Raw genomic sequence first — 20,685 nt, 5'->3', positions numbered from 1 at the left:
TCACTGGTCGCGGAAGCGCACGATCTTGACGAACTCGTCGGCGTCCAGGGAGGCGCCGCCGACCAGGGCGCCGTCGATGTCGGCCTGCGCCATGATCTCGGCGACGTTGCCGGACTTCACGGAGCCGCCGTACTGGATGCGGACCTTGTCGGCCAGCTCCTGCGAGTACAGTTCGGCGATCTTGCCACGGATGGCGGCGCAGACCTCCTGCGCGTCCTCGGCGCCGCAGACCTTGCCGGTGCCGATGGCCCAGACGGGCTCGTAGGCGATCACGACGGTCTCGGCCTGCTCGGCGGGGAGGTCCTTCAGACCGCCCTCGACCTGGGCGAGGGTGTGCGAGACGTGGTTGCCCGCCTCGCGGACCTCCAGCTCCTCGCCGACGCACAGGATGGGGGTCAGGCCGTGCTTGTAGGCGGCCTTGACCTTCGCGTTCACCAGCTCGTCGGTCTCGCCGTGGTACTGGCGGCGCTCGCTGTGGCCGATGGCGACGTACGTGCACTTCAGCTTGGCCAGCATCGGGCCGGAGATCTCGCCGGTGTAGGCACCGCCGTCGTGCGCCGAGATGTCCTGGGCGCCGTACTTGATCTTGAGCTTGTCGCCGTCGACCAGGGTCTGCACGGAGCGCAGGTCGGTGAAGGGCGGCAGGACGGCGACCTCGACGGCCTCGTAGTCCTTGTCGGCCAGGGCGAAGGCGAGCTTCTGGACGTGCGCGATGGCCTCGAGGTGGTTGAGGTTCATCTTCCAGTTGCCCGCCATCAGCGGCGTGCGCCCAGAGAGAGTGGATGGAGCCATAAAGGGTCAGTCCTCCAGTGCGGCGAGGCCGGGGAGCGTCTTGCCCTCGAGGTATTCGAGGGAGGCGCCGCCACCGGTCGAGATGTGGCCGAATGCGTTCTCGTCGAAGCCCAGGATGCGGACGGCGGCGGCGGAGTCGCCACCACCGACCACCGTGAAGGCCTGGGAGTCGAGGAGGGCCTGGGCGACCGCCTTGGTGCCCTCGGCGAAATCAGGGTGCTCGAAGACGCCCATGGGGCCGTTCCAGAAGACGGTGGCGGCGTCGGCGATCTTCGAGGCGTACAGCTTGCGGGACTCGGGGCCGATGTCCAGGCCCATCTGGCCGGCCGGCATGGACTCCGCGGCGACCGTGCTGGGCCGGCCCGGGGCCTTGGTCTTGAGGTCCGGGAACTCCGGCGCGACCACCACGTCCACGGGCAGGACCAGCTCGACGCCGCTCTTCTCGGCACGCTCGATGTACTCCCGGACGACCGGGAGCTGGTCCTCCTGGACCAGGGACGAGCCGATCTCGTGGCCCTTGGCCTTGAGGAAGGTGAAGACCATGCCGCCGCCGATGAGCAGACGGTCGGCCTTGCCGAGCAGCTGGTCGATCACGGCGAGCTTGTCGGAGACCTTGGCGCCGCCCAGGACGACGGCGTAGGGCCGCTTGACGTCGTCGGTGAGCTTGCGCAGGACGCCGACCTCGGTGGCGATGAGGTAGCCGGCGTAGTGCGGCAGCCGGGCCGGGAGGTCGTAGACGGAGGCGTGCTTGCGGTGCACCGCGCCGAAGCCGTCGCCGACGTAGACGTCCGCGAGGGCGGCGAGCCGGTCGGCGAAGGCGGCACGCTCGGCGTCGTCCTTGCTGGTCTCGCCGGCGTTGAAGCGGAGGTTCTCGATGACGGCTACCCGGCCGTCGGCGAGGCCCGCGATGGCCGACTCGGCGGATTCGCCGACCGTGTCGGTCGCGAAGGCCACGTCGGCACCGAGGAGTTCCCCGAGACGGGCGGCGGCGGGGGCCAGGGAGAACGCGGGGTCCGGGGCACCCTTGGGGCGGCCCAGGTGCGAGGCGACGACCACACGGGCGCCCGCCTCGGCGAGGGCCTTGACGGTGGGCAGCACGGCCCGGATGCGGCCGTCGTCGGTGATGGTGGTGCCGTCCAGCGGCACGTTCAGGTCGGCGCGGACGAAGACCCGCTTGCCCGCGACTCCTTCGGCGAGGAGTTCGTCGATCGTCTTCATGGGGACTCCTGCAAGTGCTCGTGATCGCTCGGAAGCGCTCGTGTTCGAACAGGTCGGTTCTGTACGTGACTCAGGGCTCGGACGGCGCGTGACGCGCTGCCCGAGCCCTGCCCTCACATGGAGGCCTGCCCTATTCGATCAGAGCTGGTTGCCGACGAAGACCGTGAGGTCGACGAGGCGGTTGGAGTAGCCCCACTCGTTGTCGTACCAGCCGATGACCTTCACGTTCTTGCCCTCCTGGACCATGGTCAGGGAGGAGTCGAACGTGCAGGACGCCGGGGCGTTGACGATGTCGGAGGAGACGATCGGGTCCTCGGTGTACTCGAGGATGCCCTTCAGCTCGCCCTCGGCGGCCTTCTGGAAGGCGGCGTTGACCTCTTCCTTGGTGACCTCGCGGCCCAGCTCCAGGACCAGGTCGGTGACCGAGCCGGTGGGGACCGGGACGCGCATGGCCATGCCGTCCAGCTTGCCCTTCAGCTGCGGCAGGACCAGCGCGGTGGCCTTGGCGGCACCCGTCGTGGTCGGGATGATGTTCTCGGCGGCGGCACGCGCGCGGCGCAGGTCCTTGTGCGGGAAGTCCAGGATGCGCTGGTCGTTCGTGTACGCGTGCACCGTCGTCATCAGGCCCTTGACGATGCCGAAGTTCTCGTCGAGCACCTTGGCCATCGGCGCCACACAGTTGGTGGTGCAGGAGGCGTTGGAGATGACGTGGTGGTTCGCCGGGTCGTACGTGTCCTGGTTGACGCCCATCACGATGGTGACGTCCTCGTCCTTGGCCGGAGCCGAGATGAGGACCTTCTTGGCGCCGCCCGCGATGTGCTTCTCGGCGTCGGCCTTCTTGGTGAAGATGCCGGTCGACTCGATGACGATGTCGACGCCCAGCTCGCCCCACGGAATGTCGGCGGGGTTGCGCTCGGCGAGGACCTTGATGGTCTTGCCGCCGACGGTGATGGTGTCCTCGGTGTGCGAGACCTCCTGCTTGAGGCGGCCGAGGATGGTGTCGTACTTCAGCAGGTGAGCGGTGGTCGCGGTGTCACCCAGGTCGTTGACAGCCACGATCTCGATGTCTGCACCCTGCTCCAGCAGCGCGCGGAAGTAGTTACGACCGATGCGGCCGAAGCCGTTGATGCCTACGCGGATCGTCACGAACCGATCTCCTCGTTGGTACGCCGGCCATGAAGAGCCGGCGAGCTCTGTTTGGGATGTCCCCGACCGCCTCCGACCCTACCTCCCTGAGGCCCCGGTGGTGACATCCAGATGCCCCATACACGGCAGGGCGGCCCGTACCGGCCAGTAGGGGTACGGACCGCCCGCCCCCGAGCGCGAGGATCACCTGATTTCGCTACTCGGAGGTGGTGCCTGTCGACCGCGGAGTTCCCCCGTGCGGGGAGGTCACACGTCGAGGGAGGCGAGTGCCTTTCTCATCAGGGCCGCCCGGTCGGCGGCGGTGGCGACGTGCTCCAGGCCGAAGCCGAGCAGCACGGTGTCGTCCGTGGTGACCGCGCCGTAGGTCTGGAACAGGGCCCCGGTGCGGGTCCAGTCCTTGGTGACGGCCGGGCTGCCCGCGGGCGGCCCTGCGACCTTCCAGGCGCCGAGCGAGGTCTCGAAGCCCTCAGTCTCCTTCACCGTGCCGCCGACGACGAGCGAGGCCTCGTCGGCCAGGACGCCGTGCCCGCCGGTGCCCGGGTCGGTGACGTAGCTGATCGCGATCTCGACCGTCCGGCCCGCGTACGCGCTCAGGTCGAACTCGACCTGCTGCCAGCCGCCGGAGCTGCCGGTGAGGCTGTTCCACGCGCCGGTGCTGCCGGTGGCCGCGCAGCCGTCGTCGGACTGGGTCAGGTAGTGCTGCAGCCAGGGGTGCTCGCGGAGGTAGAACCCGCCCTCGCACTCCGTCGGCACGGTCGCCTCGGTGGCGCCGCCCTTCTCGGGCAGGGTCGTCCAGTCGTCGGCGCCCGCGGTGTGGGCCTCGATCAGGACGTTGTCGTAGCCGGGCTCGGTGTCCCACGTCAGGCGGGTGCGCAGCGTGGGCTGGTCGGCGGCGGTGACACCGGTGAGGTCCACGGTGCGCATGAGGCGCTTGTAGCCGTCGTCGGTGTGGACGGCCGCGGCCATCGAGGTGCCCGCGTACGGGCCGTAGGGGTTGACCGCCCCGGCGAACTGTCCCGCGCCCTCGCTCGCGAACTGCGGGAACTCGCCGGTGGGCAGCTCGTCGGAGGTGACGCTGTAGCGGCCGGCCTTGTCCAGCGGGTTGCCGGGGGCGGCGGCGAGCGGGCCGGTGAAGCCGCGCAGCTCGCCGGCGCCGGTGAAGCCGGTGGCGCCGGATGCCGGGGTCCGGCTGTAGGCGCCCAGGTAGTACTGGCTGAAGTCGTCCGAGAGGGCTCCCCCGCCGAGGTCGACGCTGCCGCCGGCCTGCTCCCCGGCCTCGATCAGCCGCCCGCCCTCGTTGAGGAAGGCGCGCAGCTGCAGCTGGGTGGCGTTGCCCGGGACGCTCGCGCCCGTGTAGTGGACGACGGTGTCGAAGTGGCTCAGCACACCCAGGGCGTCCGGCGCTCCGCTCCGGGCGACGTCCCAGACGACCGCCTTGCGGCCGGCGGCCTTCAGCGCGTCCACGTACTTCTGCGCCTGCGTGGCGGTCGCGCCCTCCTCGGCGACCACGAGGGTGTTCGCCCGGGGCCGCTCGGCGACGGTGTAGGTGAAGCGCTCGCTGGAGACCTTCTTGCCGCCCCGCGTCTCGGCGGTGAACCACACCTCGACCCTGTCGCCCGGTTCGCCGTCCTTGACCTTCGCCCGGTACTCGTCGAAGTAGAGGTTGTCCTCACCGCCGTAGGTCTCGCCTCCCTTCCAGGGCTTGAGCGCCATGTCGTGGGTGCGGCCGCCGTCGACCCGGTACTTGAGCTCCTTGTCGCGCAGCGACTTCCGCGCGACGACGGAGACCTCCTGGTCGGCGCCGCGCGCGTACGACGTGGTGAACCCGGCCGGGGTGAAGTCGGCGGCGCTCAGACCCACCGACGAGGACGGCCGGTCGGGGTGGGCGGCGGACTCGGCGACGGAGAGCGCGAACGGGACGTTCTTGGCGAACTCCTGCTGGATCAGCTTCTCGTCGTCCGGGAAGGTGAAGATCGAACGGCAGTCGGACGCCTTCCACTCGTCGTCCGGGTCGAGGTTGGAGACGGTCTGGCAGGTCGACATCTCCGGGGTGAACATCGCCAGCCCGTTGACGTTCGCCGCGTGCCCGTCCGCCTCGCCGTTGGTGGTGTACAGCTCGGAGGAGACCTGCGGGTGGTAGCCGGGGACCGCGGGGTTCCCGGGCGTGCCGGCGAGCGCCTCGTACACGACGTCGTCCGGGGTCTTCGTGGCGACCTGCCAGCCGACGCCGTAGAGGATCAGTTCGGCGGCGGAGTGGTAGTTGATGCCGTACGTGAAGCCGATGCGCTTCTGGAAGGCGTCCAGGGCCCGGGTCTCCGGCTCGGAGTTCGGGCCGGCGCCGCGGTAGGTCTCGCTGGTGGGGTTGGGGGACGAACCCTCGTTGTCGTAGCCCCACTTGTAGGCGAAGTTGCGGTTGAGGTCGACGCCGTCGCCGGTGGTGATGGCACCGTCGCCGTTGACGTCCCGGAGGTTCTTGCGCCACAGGCGGTTCGCGTCGGCGGCGTGGGTGAAGTCGTAGCCGTCGGGGTTGGCCGAGATCAGGAACCACAGTTCGGTGGAGTCGACGATCTTCTTGACGCGCCGGTCCTTGCGGTAGTTGTCCAGGTAGTGGTGCATCAGGCGCCGGGTCATCTCCGGCGTGATCCACTCGCGCGCGTGCTGGTTGGACATGTAGAGAACGGAGGGCTTGGAGCCGTCCTTCGACTTCTTCGCGCCCTTGGTCAGCTTCAGGGCGAGGATGTCCTGGCCCTTCACGGTCCTGCCGATGGAGACGACCTTGGTGAGGTCCGGGTTCTCCTGCGCGACCTCGAGGATCTCCTCCTTCAGGCCGCCCTGCCCGCTGTACGGCCGGAACACGCCCTCGGCGGCGGCCTCGACACGGGCGTCCGCGCGGGTGGAGAGGGTGTGCTCGGCGAGGTCGACGCCCTGCTTCTCCAGCTTCTTGGCCTGACGGTCAGTCAGGTAGACCTCGACGGTGGCGGTGCCCTTCTCGGGCACCCGTTCACTCAGCTCGTGGCCGTCCTGGCCGGCCGCCAGCAGCAGGGGTACCTGCTGCCGGGTGACGTCGGCGCGGAAGACCTTGACCTCGTCCGGGTCGGTCGGGTCGGAACTCCCGGGTTGTGCCTGGGCGATGGGCGCGATGCTCGCTCCGCCGATCAGGAGCGCGCCGACAGCGAGGATCGATCTCGCTCTTCGTCTCATGAACCCCCCTAGCGTGGGTCCGCCACAGCAGCGAACAGATGCCAGGCTCATGACAGTCCATGATCGAGTCAAGGGTGCCCGAGCGACACGCGAAAGCCGGTGACGACCACCCAAGTGGCGGTCGGCACCGGCTTCTTGACGCTCTGTGGGGCGGGTCAGCCCACGAGGTTGTCGGCGAGCTCCTCGCTGAGGTTGGCCTCCGTGCCCGGGATGCCGAGGTCGGAGGCGCGCTTGTCGGCCATGGCCAGCAGGCGGCGGATCCGCCCGGCGACGGCGTCCTTGGTCAGCGGCGGGTCGGCGAGCGCGCCGAGCTCCTCCAGGGAGGCCTGCTTGTGCTCCATGCGCAGCCGGCCGGCCGCGGCGAGGTGCTCGGGCACGTCCTCTCCGAGGATCTCCAGCGCGCGCTGCACCCGGGCACCGGCGGCGACGGCCGCGCGCGCGGAGCGGCGCAGGTTGGCGTCGTCGAAGTTGGCCAGCCGGTTCGCGGTGGCGCGCACCTCGCGGCGCATCCGGCGCTCCTCCCAGGCCAGCACCGACTCGTGGGCGCCCAGGCGCGTCAGCAGCGCGCCGATCGCGTCACCGTCACGGACGACGACCCGGTCCACCCCGCGCACCTCGCGGGCCTTCGCGGCGATCGACAGCCGGCGGGCGGCGCCGACCAGGGCGAGCGCCGCCTCGGGGCCCGGGCACGTCACCTCCAGGGAGGAGGAACGGCCGGGCTCGGTGAGCGAGCCGTGCGCCAGGAACGCACCGCGCCAGGCGGCCTCGGCGTCGCAGGTGGCCCCCGAGACCACCTGCGGGGGCAGGCCGCGGATCGGGCGGCCCCGCCCGTCGACCAGGCCGGTCTGGCGGGCCAGCTGGTCGCCGCCCGCGACCACCCGCACCACGTAGCGCGAGCCCCGGCGCAACCCGCCCGGGGCCATCACGATCAGCTCGGAGCTGTGGCCGAAGATCTCCAGGATGTCCCGCTTGAGGCGGCGGGCCGCCATCGCGGTGTCCAGCTCCGCCTCGATCACGATCCGACCGCTCACCAGGTGGAGGCCGCCGGCGAACCGCAGAATGGCGGAGACCTCCGCCTTCCTGCAGCAGGTCCGGGTGACGGGGAGCCGGGAGATCTCGTCCTTCACCGCTGCCGTCATCGCCATGGGCCGATCCTTCCATGCATCCGAAAAATACGGTCGTACGCGGCGGCCAACAGCTCCGGGTCGTGCCTCGGGGTGCCGTCGGGCCGGGCCACCGGCGCCAGCTCGACCGCGGCCCCGAACCGCTTGGCGGCATCGGTCAGGGAGTCCCGGTCGGGCACGGCGGCCTCGTCGGCCAGCACCACGTCCAGGGCGAGTTTAGGGGCGTGTCGTCCCAAAACCTCCAAATGACGCTGCGGGGAGAAGCCCTCGGTTTCTCCGGGCTGCGGGGCGAGGTTCAGCGAGAGTACCCGGCGGGCCTTGGTCTGCGTGAGCGCGTCCAGCAGCTCGGGCACGAGCAGGTGCGGGATGACCGAGGAGAACCAGGAGCCGGGGCCGAGCACCACCCAGTCGGCGTCCAGGACGGCCGCGACCGCCTCGGGCACGGCAGGGGGGTCGCACGGCACCAGGTGCACGGACTGGACCTCGCCCGGGGTGAGGGCGACGGTGGCCTGGCCGCGGACCGTGTCGACCTCGTCCGGGCGCTCCGGGTCGTGTCCTCTGACCAGGGCCTGGAGTTCCAGTGGCACGGCGGACATGGGCAGCACCCGGCCCTGCGCGCCGAGCAGGCGTCCGACCAGGTCGAGGGCCTGGACGTGGTCGCCGAGCTGCTCCCACAGGGCGACGATCAGCAGGTTGCCGACCGCGTGCTCGTGCAGGTCGCCCTGGGACTGGAAGCGGTGCTGGATGACCCGGGCCCAGGTCTGGCCCCAGTCGTCGTCACCACACAGCGCGGCCAGCGCCTTGCGCAGGTCGCCGGGCGGCAGCACGCCCAGCTCGTCGCGCAGGCGCCCGCTGGAGCCGCCGTCGTCGGCGACGGTGACGACGGCGGTGAGGTCGCCGGTGATCCGGCGCAGTGCGGCGAGCGAGGCGGACAGGCCCATGCCGCCGCCGAGGGCGACGACCTTGGGCTGGGTGCCGCGGCGGCGCGGGCGGCCGCCCCGGGCCTCGGCGGGCCGGCCGCCCTTTCCTCCGGTGTTGCCCTCGGGCACCACCCGGCGCAGCCGGCTCAGCCGCGGAGTACGTCGTGTCATTCGCGTCCCATGTCCCGGTGTACGACCACCGTCTCCACGCCCTCGGCGGCGAGCCGGGCGGCGAGCTTCTCCGACATGGCGACCGAGCGGTGCTTGCCGCCCGTACAGCCCACGGCGATGGTCACGTAGCGCTTGCCCTCGCGGCGGTAGCCGGTGGCGACGAGCTGGAGCAGCTCGGTGTACCGGTCGAGGAACTCCTTGGCGCCCGGCTGGTTGAAGACGTAGCCCGACACCTCCTCGTTGAGGCCCGTGTACGGGCGCAGCTCCGGGACCCAGTGGGGGTTCGGCAGGAAGCGGCAGTCGACCACGAGGTCGGCGTCGACCGGCAGGCCGTACTTGTAGCCGAACGACATGACCGTGGCCCGCAGCTCCGGCTCCTCCTCGCCGGCGAACTGGGCGTCCATCTTGGCGCGCAGCTCGTGCACGTTGAGGCTGGAGGTGTCGATCACCAGGTCGGCGTCGCCGCGCAGCTCGCGCAGCAGCTCGCGCTCGGCGTCGATGCCGTCGACGATGCGGCCGTCGCCCTGGAGGGGGTGCGGGCGGCGCACCGACTCGAAGCGGCGCACCAGGGCCTCGTCGGAGGACTCCAGGAAGACGATCCGCCGGGTGACGTGCTTGGCCTCCAGGTCGGCGAGGGACTCGCGCAGGTTGTCGAAGAAGCGGCGGCCGCGCACGTCGACGACGACGGCGATGCGGGCCACGTTGCCCTGGGAGCGGGCGCCGAGCTCCACCATGGTGGGGATCAGCGCGGGCGGCAGGTTGTCGACGACGAACCAGCCGAGGTCCTCCAGGCACTTCGCGGCGGTCGAGCGGCCGGCCCCGGACATGCCGGAGATGATCACCAGCTCGGGGATGGCCGCGTCGGGGATCTGGGCCTTCTCGTTCGCCGTGCCCGTACTCACCTGTGCTCCTGCTCCGGCTTGCTCTTGCTGCCCGTGGTGCTCGTTCACATTCATGTCTCCTGCCCCCGTCGTTCGTCCGGTGCGCCCGTCCGTACGGGCTCGCCGCTGGAACCCATGGTGCCGGGTTCCTCCTCCATGATCTCGCCAGTGGCGGTGTTGACGGCGGGAGCGGCCGGGGCCGAGCGGGCCAGGGCCACGACGATCGTCTCCGCCGTCTTGCGGCCTATGCCGGGGACCTCGCAGATCTGGTCGATGGTGGCGGATCGCAGTCTCTTCAACGAGCCGAAGTGCTTCAGGAGTGCCTGCTTGCGCGTGTCGCCGAGGCCGGGGACGTCGTCCAGAGGGCTGGAGCGGAAGCGCTTGGACCGCTTGGCACGCTGGTACGTGATCGCGAAGCGGTGCGCCTCGTCCCGGACCCGCTGGAGCATGTACAGGCCCTCGCTGGTGCGGGGCAGGATGACCGGGTCGTCGTCGCCGGGCAACCAGACCTCCTCCAGGCGCTTGGCGAGGCCGCACACGGCGATGTCGTCGATGCCGAGCTCGTCCAGGGCCCGGCGGGCCGCCGCGACCTGCGGGGCGCCGCCGTCGACCACCACGAGCTGGGGCGGGTAGGCGAACTTCTTCGGGCGGCCGTCGTCCTCGGTGAGGCCGGCCGGGGCGACCGGGGCGCCCGAGGCGGTGAGGACGTCGGGGCCGGCGGGTGCCCCCGGGCCCGTGAGGGCGTCAGGGCCGGCGAGGGTGCCCGCGCCGCCCCGGCCGCCCTCCCCGCCCACGCCGTTCTCCCCGTCGGTCCACTCGCCCGTCTTCTCCTTCTCGGCGAGGTAGCGGCGGAAGCGGCGGGTGATCACCTCGTGCATGGAGCGGACGTCGTCCTGCCCGGCGAAGCCCTTGATCTGGAAGCGGCGGTACTCGCTCTTGCGGGCCAGCCCGTCCTCGAAGACGACCATGGAGGCCACGACGTCGTCGCCCTGGAGGTGGGAGATGTCGTAGCACTCGATCCGCAGCGGGGCGCTGTCCAGGCCGAGGGCGTCGGCGATCTCCTCCAGGGCGCGCGAGCGCGTGGTCAGGTCGGAGGCACGCTTGGTCTTGTGCAGCACGAGCGCCTGCTGGGCGTTGCGCTGCACGGTCTCCATGAGGGCCTTCTTGTCGCCGCGCTGCGGGATGCGCAGGGACACGCCGGAGCCGCGCCGCCCGGCGAGCCATTCCTGGACGGGCTCGACGGGGTCGGGCAGGGCGGGGACGAGGACCTCCTTGGGCACGGCGTCCCCGGTCTCCTCCCCGTACAGCTGCTGCAGGGCGTGCTCGACGAGGGCGCCGGTGGTGATCTCCTCCACCTTGTCGGTGACCCAGCCGCGCTGGCCCCTGACGCGTCCGCCGCGCACGTGGAAGATCTGGACGGCCGCCTCCAGCTCGTCCTCGGCGACCGCGATCAGGTCGGCGTCGGTCGCGTCGGCGAGCACGACCGCGTTCTTCTCCATGGCCTTCTTCAGGGCCTCGATGTCGTCGCGCAGGCGGGCCGCCCGCTCGTACTCCATCTCCTCGGCCGCCTCGCCCATCTGCCGCTCCAGACGGCGGATGTACGTCTGCGTCCGGCCGGTCATGAAGTCGCAGAACTCGTCGGCCAGTTCGCGGTGCTCCTCGGCTGAGACGCGGTCCACACAAGGGGCGGAGCACTTGCCGATGTAACCGAGGAGGCAGGGGCGGCCGGTGCGGGCGGCGTTCTTGAACACGCCCGCCGAGCACGTGCGCACGGGGAAGACGCGCAGGAGCAGGTCGACCGTGTCGCGGATCGCCCACGCGTGCGCGTACGGACCGAAGTAGCGCACGCCCTTCTTCTTGTGACCGCGCATCACCTGCACGCGCGGATACTCCTCGTTCATCGTCACCGCGAGGTACGGGTAGCTCTTGTCGTCGCGGTACTTGACGTTGAACCGGGGGTCGTACTCCTTGATCCAGGAGTACTCCAGCTGGAGCGCCTCGACCTCCGTGGACACCACCGTCCACTCCACGGACGCGGCCGTGGTGACCATGGAGCGGGTGCGCGGGTGCAGGCCCGCCAGGTCCTGGAAGTAGTTCGCCAGGCGCTGGCGCAGGCTCTTCGCCTTTCCGACGTAGATCACCCGGCGGTGCTCGTCGCGGAACCTGTAGACCCCCGGCGAGTCGGGGATCTCACCCGGTTTGGGGCGGTAGCTGGAGGGGTCGGCCATGTCTCACACCCTACTGGCGAGCACCGACAGTCCGAGCCGGTGGCGGGGCATGATCACGGTCCGCTGCAGGGGCATGATCACGGCCCTTGCGGAGGGGCGCGTTTCAACGGCATGTGCCGCCATGGGGTTACGGCGGGCCGGGAGCGGGAATGCAGGCTTCCCACGGGACACGGCGACGTCCGGCGGACGCCAGGGCGCCAGTCCGTGCCGGTGCGGGCACAGGTTGTCGGTGCGGACCGGCCGTCTCCCACGCGGGAGCGGCCCGGGCCACGGGTCGGAGGGCTGCGCAGATGAAGCGGATGCGGATCGAGAAAACCCGGCGGACGGTCCGTGCCCGCCGGCACGCGGACGAGGCGTTCGGGCTGCGCGACCTCCTGGACCCACGCGACGCCGACATAGTGCGGGCCAAGCGCCTGTCGCTGCGGGAACGGGGCGGTGACGACCGCTCCTGAAGCCGGCGTCACCACCGAGAGCGCCCGGGGCCCGTCTCGCCCCGGGCGTTCGCATGTCCGTATCCGTGCGGCACGGTGGGGGCGGGAGCAGGGGCGGGGGCGAGGGCAGGGGCGGGGGCGGGGGCGGGGCAAATCCGCGTGCGGGCGGGAGTACCTCGCCATGCCGGAGGGCGTACATCACTGTCCGGCATCAGGTGTTGTCGGGACCAGGTCAACACGCTTCAATGCGGGGGAACTCGGGACCTGAACGACGGCGTACGGATGTGAAGACCCGCCCGGCGCCGGCGGGACGGCCCCGGGCGGCCCGCGCGAACGGTCTGACCAGCCGTCGCCGACTCACAGGAAGGCCCCTGCATGCCGCACGCCCCTCAGCACGCGGACGTCGCCACCGCCGAACTGGACTCGGCCCTGCGAGGCGGCCCCTTCCACGTCGCCCTGCGGGCCGCGATAGCCGCCCGCGGGCTGCCGCTGCAGCGGGTACAGCACCATCTGTCCCGCCACGGGGTGAAGGTCGGCGTGACGAGCCTCAGCTACTGGCAGCAGGGCGCGCGGCGCCCGCAGCGGCCCGAGTCGCTCCGGGCCGTGCGCGCCCTGGAGGAGATCCTCCAGCTGCCCGCGGAGTCGCTGATCCGGCTGCTCGCCGCGTCCGGCGACAGCCCGGCCGGACAGCGGTCGGCGGCCCGGTCCTACCGCTCCCTCGTCGAGGCCTCCGGAGTCCTGGACCAGCTGCTGGCCGAGCTGGAGTGCCCTCCGGACGGGGGTCTGCACACCCTCGGGCACCACGAGCGGCTGCGCATCGGGGCGCGGCGCGAGCTGGCCGAGCGCGAGTCGCACCACATCGTGCGCGCCCACCGCGACGGCGTGGACCGCTTCGTCGCCGTCCACCACGGCGAGCGGGGAGCCGTGCCGGAGCGCATGCGGGTGCACGCCCTGGAGAACTGCCGCACCGGGCGGGTGCGCTGGCACGGCGACACCGGGGTGCTCGCCGCCGAGCTGCTGTTCGACACCAGGCTGCGCGCCGGGGACACCTTCCTGTTCCGCTACGGCGTGGAGGACGGCACCGCCGGTGTCTCACGCGAGTACGTCCGCGGCTTCGACTCCCCCGGCGGCCAGTACGCCCTCCAGGTCTCCTTCGACGCGGCGGCCCTCCCGGTGCGCTGCCACCGGTTCGCCCAGCACTCGGCGGCGGCGCCCCGCACCGGGTGCCAGGAGCTGGCGATGACCGGGCAGCACCGGTCGGTCCATCTGGTCGAGCCGCGGGTGCGGGCCGGGTTCCTGGGGATCGGCTGGGACTGGGAAGCGGGGGTGTAGCGGCAGGGGCGCTGGGGCGTGGGTCGCCCGTCCTGCCTGATCCGGCTGCGTAAACGCTTGCGTCGGCGCTCGCGTAGAGGTTCGCGTAAGCGCTCGCGTAAAGGTTCGCGTAAGCGCTCGCGTAAGCGCTTTCGTTTAACGACTACGTCAGCGCTTGCGCAAGCGCTGACGCAAGCGTTTGCGTATGCGCTTGCGCGCTCCCTGACTCCGACCGTCGCAGGCGGCATGTTCTCGTGTTCGACGTAAACGTTTGCGCAATCGTTTACGTGACGCGCCGCATGCGATACCTTCCCGCCTGAACCGCCTGAACCGACGGAAGAAGCGGAGGCCGCATGGCCACGATGGCCGACGTCGCGCGGAGCGCCGGTGTCTCCGTGGCGACCGTCTCGCACGTGCTGAACGGCACCCGCCCGGTGCTGCCGCACACCCGCCAGGCCGTCCTGGACGCCGTCGAGGAGCTCGGCTACACGACCAACACCCTGGCCCGTGCCCTGGTGACGTCCCGCACCCGGTCCATCGGGCTGGCGGTGTCGGCGATCAGCAACCCGTACTTCACGGAGATCCTCCAGGGCGTCGAGGCCGCCACGCTGGAGGCCGGCTACAGCCTGCTCATCGCCGACCCGCACGACGATCCGGAGCACGAGCGCAAGGTCGTCCAGCTGCTGCACGAGCGCCGGGTGGACGGCATGATCGTCGCCCCCTCCGCCGATCCGCGCGGGTTGCTGGCCTACCTGGAGCGGCACGACGTGCCGGCCGTGTTCCTCGACCGGCTGGTGGACGCCCCGGGGGCGGTCGGCGGTCCGCGGTTCGACCAGGTGTGCGCGGACAGTGCCGAGCCGACGTCCCGGCTGGTCGGTCATCTGGCCGGGCTGGGACACCGGCGGATCGGCCTGGTGGCCGGGCGGCCGGGGCTCAGCACCACGTCCGAGCGAATCATGGGCTACCGCACCGGCCTCGCTTTCGCGGGGCTGCCCTACGACGAGCGGCTCCTGGTGCACGGCGACTCGGAGTCGGCCGGGGCGGAGGAGGCCGTCGTGGCCCTGCTGTCCCTCGCCGTGCCGCCCACCGCGCTGGTCACCGGCAACAACGCCATGACCATCGGTGCGCTGCGGGCCCTGCGCGCCCAGGGCCTGTCCGTGCCGGACGACATCGCCCTGTGCTGCTTCGACGACTTCGCCTGGGCGGATCTGTTCTCGCCCCGGCTGACCGCGATCGCCCAGCCCAGCAAGGACATCGGCGCCCGGGCCGTGGGCGTGCTCCTGGAACGGCTCGCCGAGCCGGGCCGGCCCGCGCGGACCCTGCGGCTCCCCTGCACTTTCGTCCACCGCACGTCGTGCGGCTGCCCCGACCCGTCCCAGGAAGGAACCGCCTCATGATCGTCGTAGCCGGTGAGGCTCTGATCGACCTCGTCCCGCAGGGCACGGGTGCCCTCGCGGCGCTGCAGCCGGCGCTCGGCGGCGGCCCGTACAACACGGCGGTCGCCCTGGGGCGTCTCGGCTCCGCCGCGGCCTTCTGCTCCCGGGTGTCGTCCGACGCGTTCGGAGAAGCCCTGCTGGACCGGCTGCGCGCGACCGGGGTGGACGTGTCGTCGGTGCAGCGCGGCACCGAGCCCACGACGCTGGCCGTCGCCACGGTCGGTGCGGACGGCTCCGCGGCGTACTCGTTCTACGTCGAGGGGACAGCGGACCGCCTGTTCGAGGCGCCCTCCGCACTGCCGGACGGCACCCGCGCGGTCTCCTTCGGCACCTGTTCGCTGGTGCTGGAGCCGGGGGCGAGCGCGTACGAGGACCTCATGCGGGCGGCTGCCGCCGAGGGCATTTTCACCGCGCTCGACCCGAACATCAGGGCCGGGCTGATCCCGGACGCGGACGCCTACCGGGCGCGGTTCAAGCGCTGGCTGCCGTCGGTGTCGCTGCTGAAGCTGTCCGAGGAGGACGCCCGGTGGCTCGGCGGCACGCCCCAGGAGTGGCTCGCGGCCGGCCCCGCGGCGGTCGTGGTCACGCGGGGCGGGGACGGGCTGACCGCCTTCACCGCCGACGGCGCCACCTACTCGGTGCCGGGCGAGCGGGTGGAGGTCGTGGACACGATCGGCGCGGGCGACACCGTGAACGCCGCCCTGCTGCACGGGCTGGCGGTGCGCGACGCGCTCAGCGGACCGGCGCTGGCCGCGCTGGGGCCGGACGGCTGGGCGGACCTGCTGGGCTTCGCGGCCCGGGCGGCGGCCGTGACCTGCTCCCGCGCGGGGGCGGAGCCGCCGTACGCGCACGAGCTGGAGGGCTGACCGGCGTGACGCCGGGCCGGCGCCGCACCGCGGCGCCGGTGGGACGCGTGCCGCGGCGCCGGTGGGACGCGTGCCGCGGCGCCGGTGGGACGCGTGCCGCGGCGGGTCGCCTGCGCCCACGCACCCGCGGCGGCCGGTCACGCCCTCAGCACCCCGTCGAGAGCCGTCAGCCTGTCTCCCCGACCGCTCGCAGCGCGCCGGGGCGGCGGCCGTTGAGGCGGTCCAGGGCCGCGGCCGTGGCGTCGTCCGCGGGCAGGTACACGAAGACGCGCTGTCCTTCGTCGGGCAGCGCGAGCGTCTCGTGCAGCAGCCGCAGGGAGCCGGCCTCGGGATGGTCGAGGTGCTGGGAGCCCGTCGGACGGGGTGTCATGGCGAGGTCGGCGAACCGGTCGGCGAAGTCCGCCCCGGCCGTCACCGTCAGCTCGTCGGCCAGTGCGGTCAGGTGGGGGTCCCGCAGGGGGACGCCGTGCCGGAGCCGGGCGACGAGGTCGTCGGCCACCCGGTCCCAGTCACGGTAGGCGGTGCGGGCCCGCGCGTCGGTGAAGAGGTACCGCAGGAGGTTGGGCGGCTCGCCGTCGAGCAGGCCGATGGGGCCGACGAGCCGTTCGTAGCCGGACGTGTGGGCCAGGACGTCGCCGATCCAGTTGACCACCAGCGCGGGAGCCGGTTCGAGGCGCTCCAGTACGGCCCGCACGGTGGGGCGCGCCCCACGGCTGAGGGGCGGGGCCGCCGCGCAGACGAGGGGGTCACCGCCGTCGGCCTCCTTGGTCAGGCGGCGCAGCAGCATTCGGTCGGCCAGGGACAGGTTCAGGGCGTCGGCGAGGGCGCCGAGGACCTGGGCGGACGGGTTGCGGTCGCGGCCCTGTTCCAGCCGGGTGAGGTACTCGACGCTGATGCCGGCGAGCGTGGCCAGCTCGGCGCGCCGCAGGCCCGGGGTACGGCGCCGTGGCCCCGTGGGGAGTCCGGCCTCGGCGGGGGTGACGGCTTCACGCCAGGTGCGCAGGTAGGTGCCCAGCTCGTTGTCGCTCACCCGGACGAACGTACCGCCCGCGCGGGCGGCAGAGGATGGCCCTGTCACTACCAGTCTCCGGCCGGTCTCCCTGTCGGGCCGTGGAGGCGCCAGGGTGGAGGGCATGACGAATGACACCGCCACCACCACCCTGCCGCTGGCCCCGGGACACTGGGCCCTGGACCCGTTCCACTCCTCCGTGAACTTCACCATCCGGCACCTGGGCATCGCCAAGGTGCGGGGACGGTTCGAGCGGCTGGAGGCCGAGCTGTTCGTCGGGGAGCGGGTCGAGGACGTGCGGGTCTCCGCGACCGTCGACCTGGCCTCGATCGACACCGGCAACCCCGACCGGGACGCCCACGTGCGCGCCGCCGACCTGCTCGACGTCGAGAAGCGGCCGACGATGACGTACCGCTCGACGCGGGTGTCGGGCGCGGGCGAGGACTGGACGATGGAGGGCGAGCTGACGATCGGCGACGTGACCCGCCCGGTGGCGCTCGCCGTGGAGTTCGGCGGGCTGGTCGACGTGCCGATGGACGGCAGCAGGCACGCCGGGTTCGAGGCGACGGGCGAGATCCGGCGCAGCGAGTTCGGGCTGGACTTCGCTCCCGGGCTGCTCGGCGAAGTGGTGAAGATCCAGCTGGACATGCAGTTCGTGGAGCCGAAGAGCGCCTGACCGGTCACCCGGCCGGAAACGCGCCGTGCCCCACGGGAGTCACCTGTGGGGCACGGCGCGTCCGGCGTGAGTCGTCAGCTCTTGGCCGTCCGCGTGGTCTTCTTCGCGGCCGCCCCGGTGCTCTTGGCGGTCTTGGCGGCGGGCTTCTCGGTGGCGGTGCCGGTGACCCGCCTGGTGGCGGTCTTCTTGGCCCTGGTCTGGGCCGGGACCGTCTTCTTCGCGGCCGTCCGGCGCGGGGCCCGGACCGAGGACGCGTCGCTGATGCGCTCGGCGCCGAGGATCTCCCGCAGGAACTTGCCAGTGTGGCTGGCCGGGACGGCGGCGACCTCCTCGGGCGTGCCCTCGGCGACGACCAGGCCGCCGCCGGCGCCGCCCTCGGGGCCCATGTCGATGAGCCAGTCGGCGGTCTTGATCACGTCGAGGTTGTGCTCGATGACGATGACCGTGTTGCCCTTGTCGACCAGGCCGGACAGGACCTTCAGCAGCTTGCTGATGTCCTCGAAGTGCAGACCGGTGGTCGGTTCGTCCAGGACGTAGACCGTGCGGCCGGTGGAGCGCTTCTGCAGTTCGCTGGCGAGCTTCACGCGCTGCGCCTCGCCGCCGGACAGGGTGGTCGCGGCCTGGCCGAGGCGGACGTAGCCGAGGCCGACGTCCTTGAGCGTGTTGAGGTGCCGGGCGATCGCGGGGACGGCCTCGAAGAACTCGGTGGCCTCCTCGATCGGCATGTTCAGCACCTCGGCGATGGACTTGCCCTTGTAGTGGACCTCCAGGGTCTCCCGGTTGTACCGGGCGCCGTGGCAGACCTCGCACGGGACGTAGACGTCCGGGAGGAAGTTCATCTCGATCTTGATGGTGCCGTCGCCGGCGCAGTTCTCGCAGCGGCCGCCCTTGACGTTGAAGGAGAAGCGGCCGGGCATGTAGCCGCGGACCTTCGCCTCGGTGGTCTCGGCGAACAGCTTGCGGATGTGGTCGAAGACGCCGGTGTACGTGGCCGGGTTGGAGCGCGGGGTGCGGCCGATGGGCGACTGGTCGACGTGGACGACCTTGTCGACGAGGTCGTCGCCGTCCACGCGCGTGTGCCGCCCGGGCACGCTCCTCGCGCCGTTCAGCTCACGGGCCAGGTGCGTGTACAGGATGTCGTTGACCAGCGTCGACTTGCCGGAGCCGGAGACGCCGGTGACGGCCGTGAACACGCCGAGCGGGAAGGAGACGTCGATGTCCTGGAGGTTGTTCTCCCGGGCGCCGTGCACCGTGAGCTGCCGGGACGGGTCCAGCGGGCGCCGGACGTCGGGCAGCGGGATGGCCTTCCTGCCGGACAGGTACTGGCCGGTCTGCGACTCCTCGTTGGCGAGGAGTTCCTTCAGGGAGCCGCTGTGCACGACCTTGCCGCCGTGCTCACCGGCGCCGGGACCGATGTCGACGATCCAGTCGGCGGTCTTGATGGTGTCCTCGTCGTGCTCGACGACGATGAGCGTGTTGCCCATGTCGCGCAGCCGGACCAGGGTCTCGATCAGCCGGTGGTTGTCGCGCTGGTGCAGGCCGATGGACGGCTCGTCGAGGACGTAGAGCACGCCGACCAGGCCGGAGCCGATCTGGGTGGCCAGGCGGATGCGCTGGGCCTCGCCGCCGGAGAGGGTGCCCGCGGCGCGGTTGAGGGAGAGGTAGTCCAGGCCGACGTCGACCAGGAACCGCAGCCGCTCGTTGACCTCCTTCAGCACGCGCTCGGCGATCTTCTTGTCGCGGGCGGTGAGCTTCAGTTCGCCCAGGAAGTCCGCGCAGTCGCTGATCGACATCGCGGAGACCTCGGCGATGGACTTGCCCATGATCGTGACCGCGAGGACGATCGGCTTGAGCCGCGTGCCCTCACAGGTCGGGCAGGGCACCTCGCGCATGTAGCCCTCGAAGCGCTCGCGGCTGGAGTCGCTCTCGGCCTCGCTGTGCCGGCGCTTGACGAAGGGGACGGCGCCCTCGAAGGCCGTGGTGTAACGGCGCTCGCGCCCGTAGCGGTTGCGGTAGCGGACCTCGACCTGGGTCTTGTGGCCGTGCAGCAGGGCCTTCTTGGCGCGCTGCGGCAGGCCGGCGAAGGGGATGTCCGTGCGGAAGCCCAGCGCGTCGGCGAGGGCGCCGATCAGACGGCCGAAGTAGTCCTTGGTGTGGCCGTGCGACCACGGGTGGATGGCGCCCTCGTCCAGGCTCTTGTCCGGGTCCGGGACGATCAGCTCCGGGTCGACCTCCATGCGTGTGCCGATGCCGGTGCAGTCGGGGCAGGCGCCGAAGGGGGAGTTGAAGGAGAAGGAGCGCGGCTCCAGCTCCTCGAAGGAGAGGTCGTCGTACGGGCAGTACAGGTGCTCCGAGAACATGCGCTCGCGCTCGGGGTCGTCCTCCGGGAGGTCGACGAAGTCGAGCACGACCATGCCGCCGGACAGGCCGAGGGCCGTCTCGACGGAGTCGGTCAGGCGGCGCTTGGCACCGTCCTTGACGGTGAGGCGGTCGACGACCACCTCGATGGTGTGCTTCTCCTGCTTCTTCAGCGTCGGCGGGTTCGACAGCTGGACCGTCTCGCCGTCGACCCGCGCGCGGGAGTAGCCCTTGGTCTGCAGGTCGGCGAAGAGGTCGACGAACTCGCCCTTGCGCTCGCGCACCAGCGGCGACAGGACCTGGAAGCGGCTGCCCTCGGGCAGCTCCAGGACCCGGTCGACGATGGCCTGCGGCGACTGGCGCGAGATCGGGCGGTGGCACTCGGGGCAGTGCGGCTTGCCGATGCGCGCGAAGAGCAGGCGCAGGTAGTCGTAGACCTCGGTGATCGTGCCGACCGTGGAGCGCGGGTTGCGCGAGGTCGACTTCTGGTCGATGGAGACGGCCGGGGAGAGGCCCTCGATGAAGTCGACGTCCGGCTTGTCCATCTGGCCGAGGAACTGCCGGGCGTAGGAGGAGAGGGATTCGACGTAGCGCCGCTGGCCCTCCGCGAAGATGGTGTCGAAGGCCAGCGAGGACTTGCCCGACCCCGACAGGCCCGTGAAGACGATGAGCGAGTCGCGCGGGAGGTCGAGCGAGACGTTCTTGAGATTGTGCTCGCGCGCTCCACGAACGATGAGACGGTCGGCCACGCCGGTCCGCACCTTTCTTGAGAGAAGTGACAGGGGCGGGGCCCCCGTCTTTCTCAGACTAGGGGGAGCCACTGACAACGCCGGTCGGATTCACGGGTTGCCAACAAACCCCGGCTCTCCAGCATGCCCGACGCCACGTCCGACCATATAGCACGTGCTTTCGAATAA

General features: G+C 71.5%; 15 protein-coding genes. 5 read left to right on the top strand and 10 right to left on the bottom strand.

Annotation, left to right across the window (positions count from 1 at the left end):
- The 8 genes from tpiA to uvrC all read right to left on the bottom strand — a co-directional run bounded on the left by tpiA (window position 1) and on the right by uvrC (window position 11,681).
- The gene (tpiA, locus tag ACF07N_RS29080) at window positions 1-792 is read right to left on the bottom strand and encodes a triose-phosphate isomerase (RefSeq protein ID WP_383331812.1); all 792 of its coding nucleotides are present in this window, start codon (window positions 790-792) and stop codon (window positions 1-3) included.
- A 6-nt stretch (window positions 793-798) separates the two neighbouring features.
- Entirely contained in the window at window positions 799-2,010 is a 1,212-nt protein-coding gene (locus ACF07N_RS29075) for a phosphoglycerate kinase (RefSeq protein ID WP_392118440.1), read from the bottom strand.
- 138 nt (window positions 2,011-2,148) lie between these two features.
- Window positions 2,149-3,156 (bottom strand): type I glyceraldehyde-3-phosphate dehydrogenase, encoded by a 1,008-nt coding sequence (gene gap, locus ACF07N_RS29070; protein ID WP_383331808.1) that lies wholly within the window; start codon window positions 3,154-3,156, stop codon window positions 2,149-2,151.
- Window positions 3,157-3,402: 246 nt separating this feature from the next.
- Window positions 3,403-6,357 (bottom strand): M14 family zinc carboxypeptidase, encoded by a 2,955-nt coding sequence (locus ACF07N_RS29065; RefSeq protein ID WP_392118437.1) that lies wholly within the window; start codon window positions 6,355-6,357, stop codon window positions 3,403-3,405.
- Between the two features lie 155 nt (window positions 6,358-6,512).
- Window positions 6,513-7,502 carry a DNA-binding protein WhiA gene (gene whiA / locus ACF07N_RS29060; RefSeq protein ID WP_010039680.1) on the bottom strand — a complete coding sequence of 330 codons (990 nt, stop codon included), beginning with the start codon at window positions 7,500-7,502 and terminating at the stop codon, window positions 6,513-6,515.
- Window positions 7,493-8,572 (bottom strand): uridine diphosphate-N-acetylglucosamine-binding protein YvcK, encoded by a 1,080-nt coding sequence (yvcK, locus tag ACF07N_RS29055; RefSeq protein WP_383331804.1) that lies wholly within the window; start codon window positions 8,570-8,572, stop codon window positions 7,493-7,495. The genes whiA and yvcK overlap by 10 nt, the downstream gene beginning before the upstream one ends.
- Window positions 8,569-9,528, bottom strand: a complete 960-nt coding sequence (gene rapZ / locus ACF07N_RS29050; RefSeq protein ID WP_383331802.1) for an RNase adapter RapZ — start codon at window positions 9,526-9,528, stop codon at window positions 8,569-8,571. The genes yvcK and rapZ overlap by 4 nt, the downstream gene beginning before the upstream one ends.
- Window positions 9,525-11,681 (bottom strand): excinuclease ABC subunit UvrC, encoded by a 2,157-nt coding sequence (gene uvrC / locus ACF07N_RS29045; protein WP_392118433.1) that lies wholly within the window; start codon window positions 11,679-11,681, stop codon window positions 9,525-9,527. Before uvrC ends, rapZ begins: the two co-directional genes overlap by 4 nt.
- A gap of 299 nt (window positions 11,682-11,980) precedes the next feature.
- On the opposite strand from uvrC, the gene ACF07N_RS29040 reads away from it, so the two are divergent.
- The 4 genes from ACF07N_RS29040 (at window position 11,981) to ACF07N_RS29025 (ending at window position 15,725) form a co-directional block, all read left to right on the top strand.
- Complete coding sequence (locus ACF07N_RS29040; RefSeq protein ID WP_383331798.1) at window positions 11,981-12,133, top strand: hypothetical protein; 153 nt, start codon at window positions 11,981-11,983, stop codon at window positions 12,131-12,133.
- Window positions 12,134-12,487: 354 nt separating this feature from the next.
- On the top strand, window positions 12,488-13,444 hold the full coding sequence (locus tag ACF07N_RS29035) for a hypothetical protein (RefSeq protein ID WP_383331796.1): 957 nt from the start codon (window positions 12,488-12,490) through the stop codon (window positions 13,442-13,444).
- A gap of 332 nt (window positions 13,445-13,776) precedes the next feature.
- A complete protein-coding gene (locus ACF07N_RS29030; protein ID WP_392118429.1) occupies window positions 13,777-14,820 on the top strand; it encodes a LacI family DNA-binding transcriptional regulator in 1,044 nt (347 codons plus the stop codon).
- Window positions 14,817-15,725, top strand: coding sequence for a carbohydrate kinase (locus ACF07N_RS29025; RefSeq protein ID WP_392118426.1), 909 nt, complete (start codon window positions 14,817-14,819; stop codon window positions 15,723-15,725). The genes ACF07N_RS29030 and ACF07N_RS29025 overlap by 4 nt, the downstream gene beginning before the upstream one ends.
- 166 nt (window positions 15,726-15,891) lie before the next feature.
- On the opposite strand, the gene ACF07N_RS29020 is transcribed toward ACF07N_RS29025, so the two are convergent.
- A complete protein-coding gene (locus tag ACF07N_RS29020; RefSeq protein WP_392118423.1) occupies window positions 15,892-16,755 on the bottom strand; it encodes a helix-turn-helix domain-containing protein in 864 nt (287 codons plus the stop codon).
- A 103-nt stretch (window positions 16,756-16,858) separates the two neighbouring features.
- Between ACF07N_RS29020 and ACF07N_RS29015 the strand changes: the two genes are divergently transcribed.
- Window positions 16,859-17,410, top strand: a complete 552-nt coding sequence (locus tag ACF07N_RS29015) for a YceI family protein (protein ID WP_392118420.1) — start codon at window positions 16,859-16,861, stop codon at window positions 17,408-17,410.
- Window positions 17,411-17,484: 74 nt separating this feature from the next.
- On the opposite strand, the gene uvrA is transcribed toward ACF07N_RS29015, so the two are convergent.
- A complete protein-coding gene (uvrA, locus tag ACF07N_RS29010; protein WP_392118417.1) occupies window positions 17,485-20,517 on the bottom strand; it encodes an excinuclease ABC subunit UvrA in 3,033 nt (1,010 codons plus the stop codon).
- Window positions 20,518-20,685 lie beyond the last annotated feature (168 nt).

This window comes from Streptomyces sp. NPDC015242, assembly GCF_043079125.1.
Lineage (GTDB): Bacteria > Actinomycetota > Actinomycetes > Streptomycetales > Streptomycetaceae > Streptomyces.
Note: the sequence above shows the minus strand (reverse complement) of the source record. Positions and strands in the feature narration are given on the sequence as shown.

What these genes read in the sequence shown, in the direction of transcription:
- tpiA (WP_383331812.1), bottom strand. Translation starts at nt 792, where the DNA reads ATGGCTCCATCCACTCTCTCTGGGCGCACGCCGCTGATGGCGGGCAAC.
- ACF07N_RS29075 (WP_392118440.1), bottom strand. Translation starts at nt 2,010, where the DNA reads ATGAAGACGATCGACGAACTCCTCGCCGAAGGAGTCGCGGGCAAGCGG.
- ACF07N_RS29065 (WP_392118437.1), bottom strand. Translation starts at nt 6,357, where the DNA reads ATGAGACGAAGAGCGAGATCGATCCTCGCTGTCGGCGCGCTCCTGATC.
- whiA (WP_010039680.1), bottom strand. Translation starts at nt 7,502, where the DNA reads ATGGCGATGACGGCAGCGGTGAAGGACGAGATCTCCCGGCTCCCCGTC.
- yvcK (WP_383331804.1), bottom strand. Translation starts at nt 8,572, where the DNA reads ATGACACGACGTACTCCGCGGCTGAGCCGGCTGCGCCGGGTGGTGCCC.
- rapZ (WP_383331802.1), bottom strand. Translation starts at nt 9,528, where the DNA reads ATGAATGTGAACGAGCACCACGGGCAGCAAGAGCAAGCCGGAGCAGGA.
- uvrC (WP_392118433.1), bottom strand. Translation starts at nt 11,681, where the DNA reads ATGGCCGACCCCTCCAGCTACCGCCCCAAACCGGGTGAGATCCCCGAC.
- ACF07N_RS29040 (WP_383331798.1), top strand. Translation starts at nt 11,981, where the DNA reads ATGCGGATCGAGAAAACCCGGCGGACGGTCCGTGCCCGCCGGCACGCG.
- ACF07N_RS29035 (WP_383331796.1), top strand. Translation starts at nt 12,488, where the DNA reads ATGCCGCACGCCCCTCAGCACGCGGACGTCGCCACCGCCGAACTGGAC.
- ACF07N_RS29030 (WP_392118429.1), top strand. Translation starts at nt 13,777, where the DNA reads ATGGCCACGATGGCCGACGTCGCGCGGAGCGCCGGTGTCTCCGTGGCG.
- ACF07N_RS29025 (WP_392118426.1), top strand. Translation starts at nt 14,817, where the DNA reads ATGATCGTCGTAGCCGGTGAGGCTCTGATCGACCTCGTCCCGCAGGGC.
- ACF07N_RS29015 (WP_392118420.1), top strand. Translation starts at nt 16,859, where the DNA reads ATGACGAATGACACCGCCACCACCACCCTGCCGCTGGCCCCGGGACAC.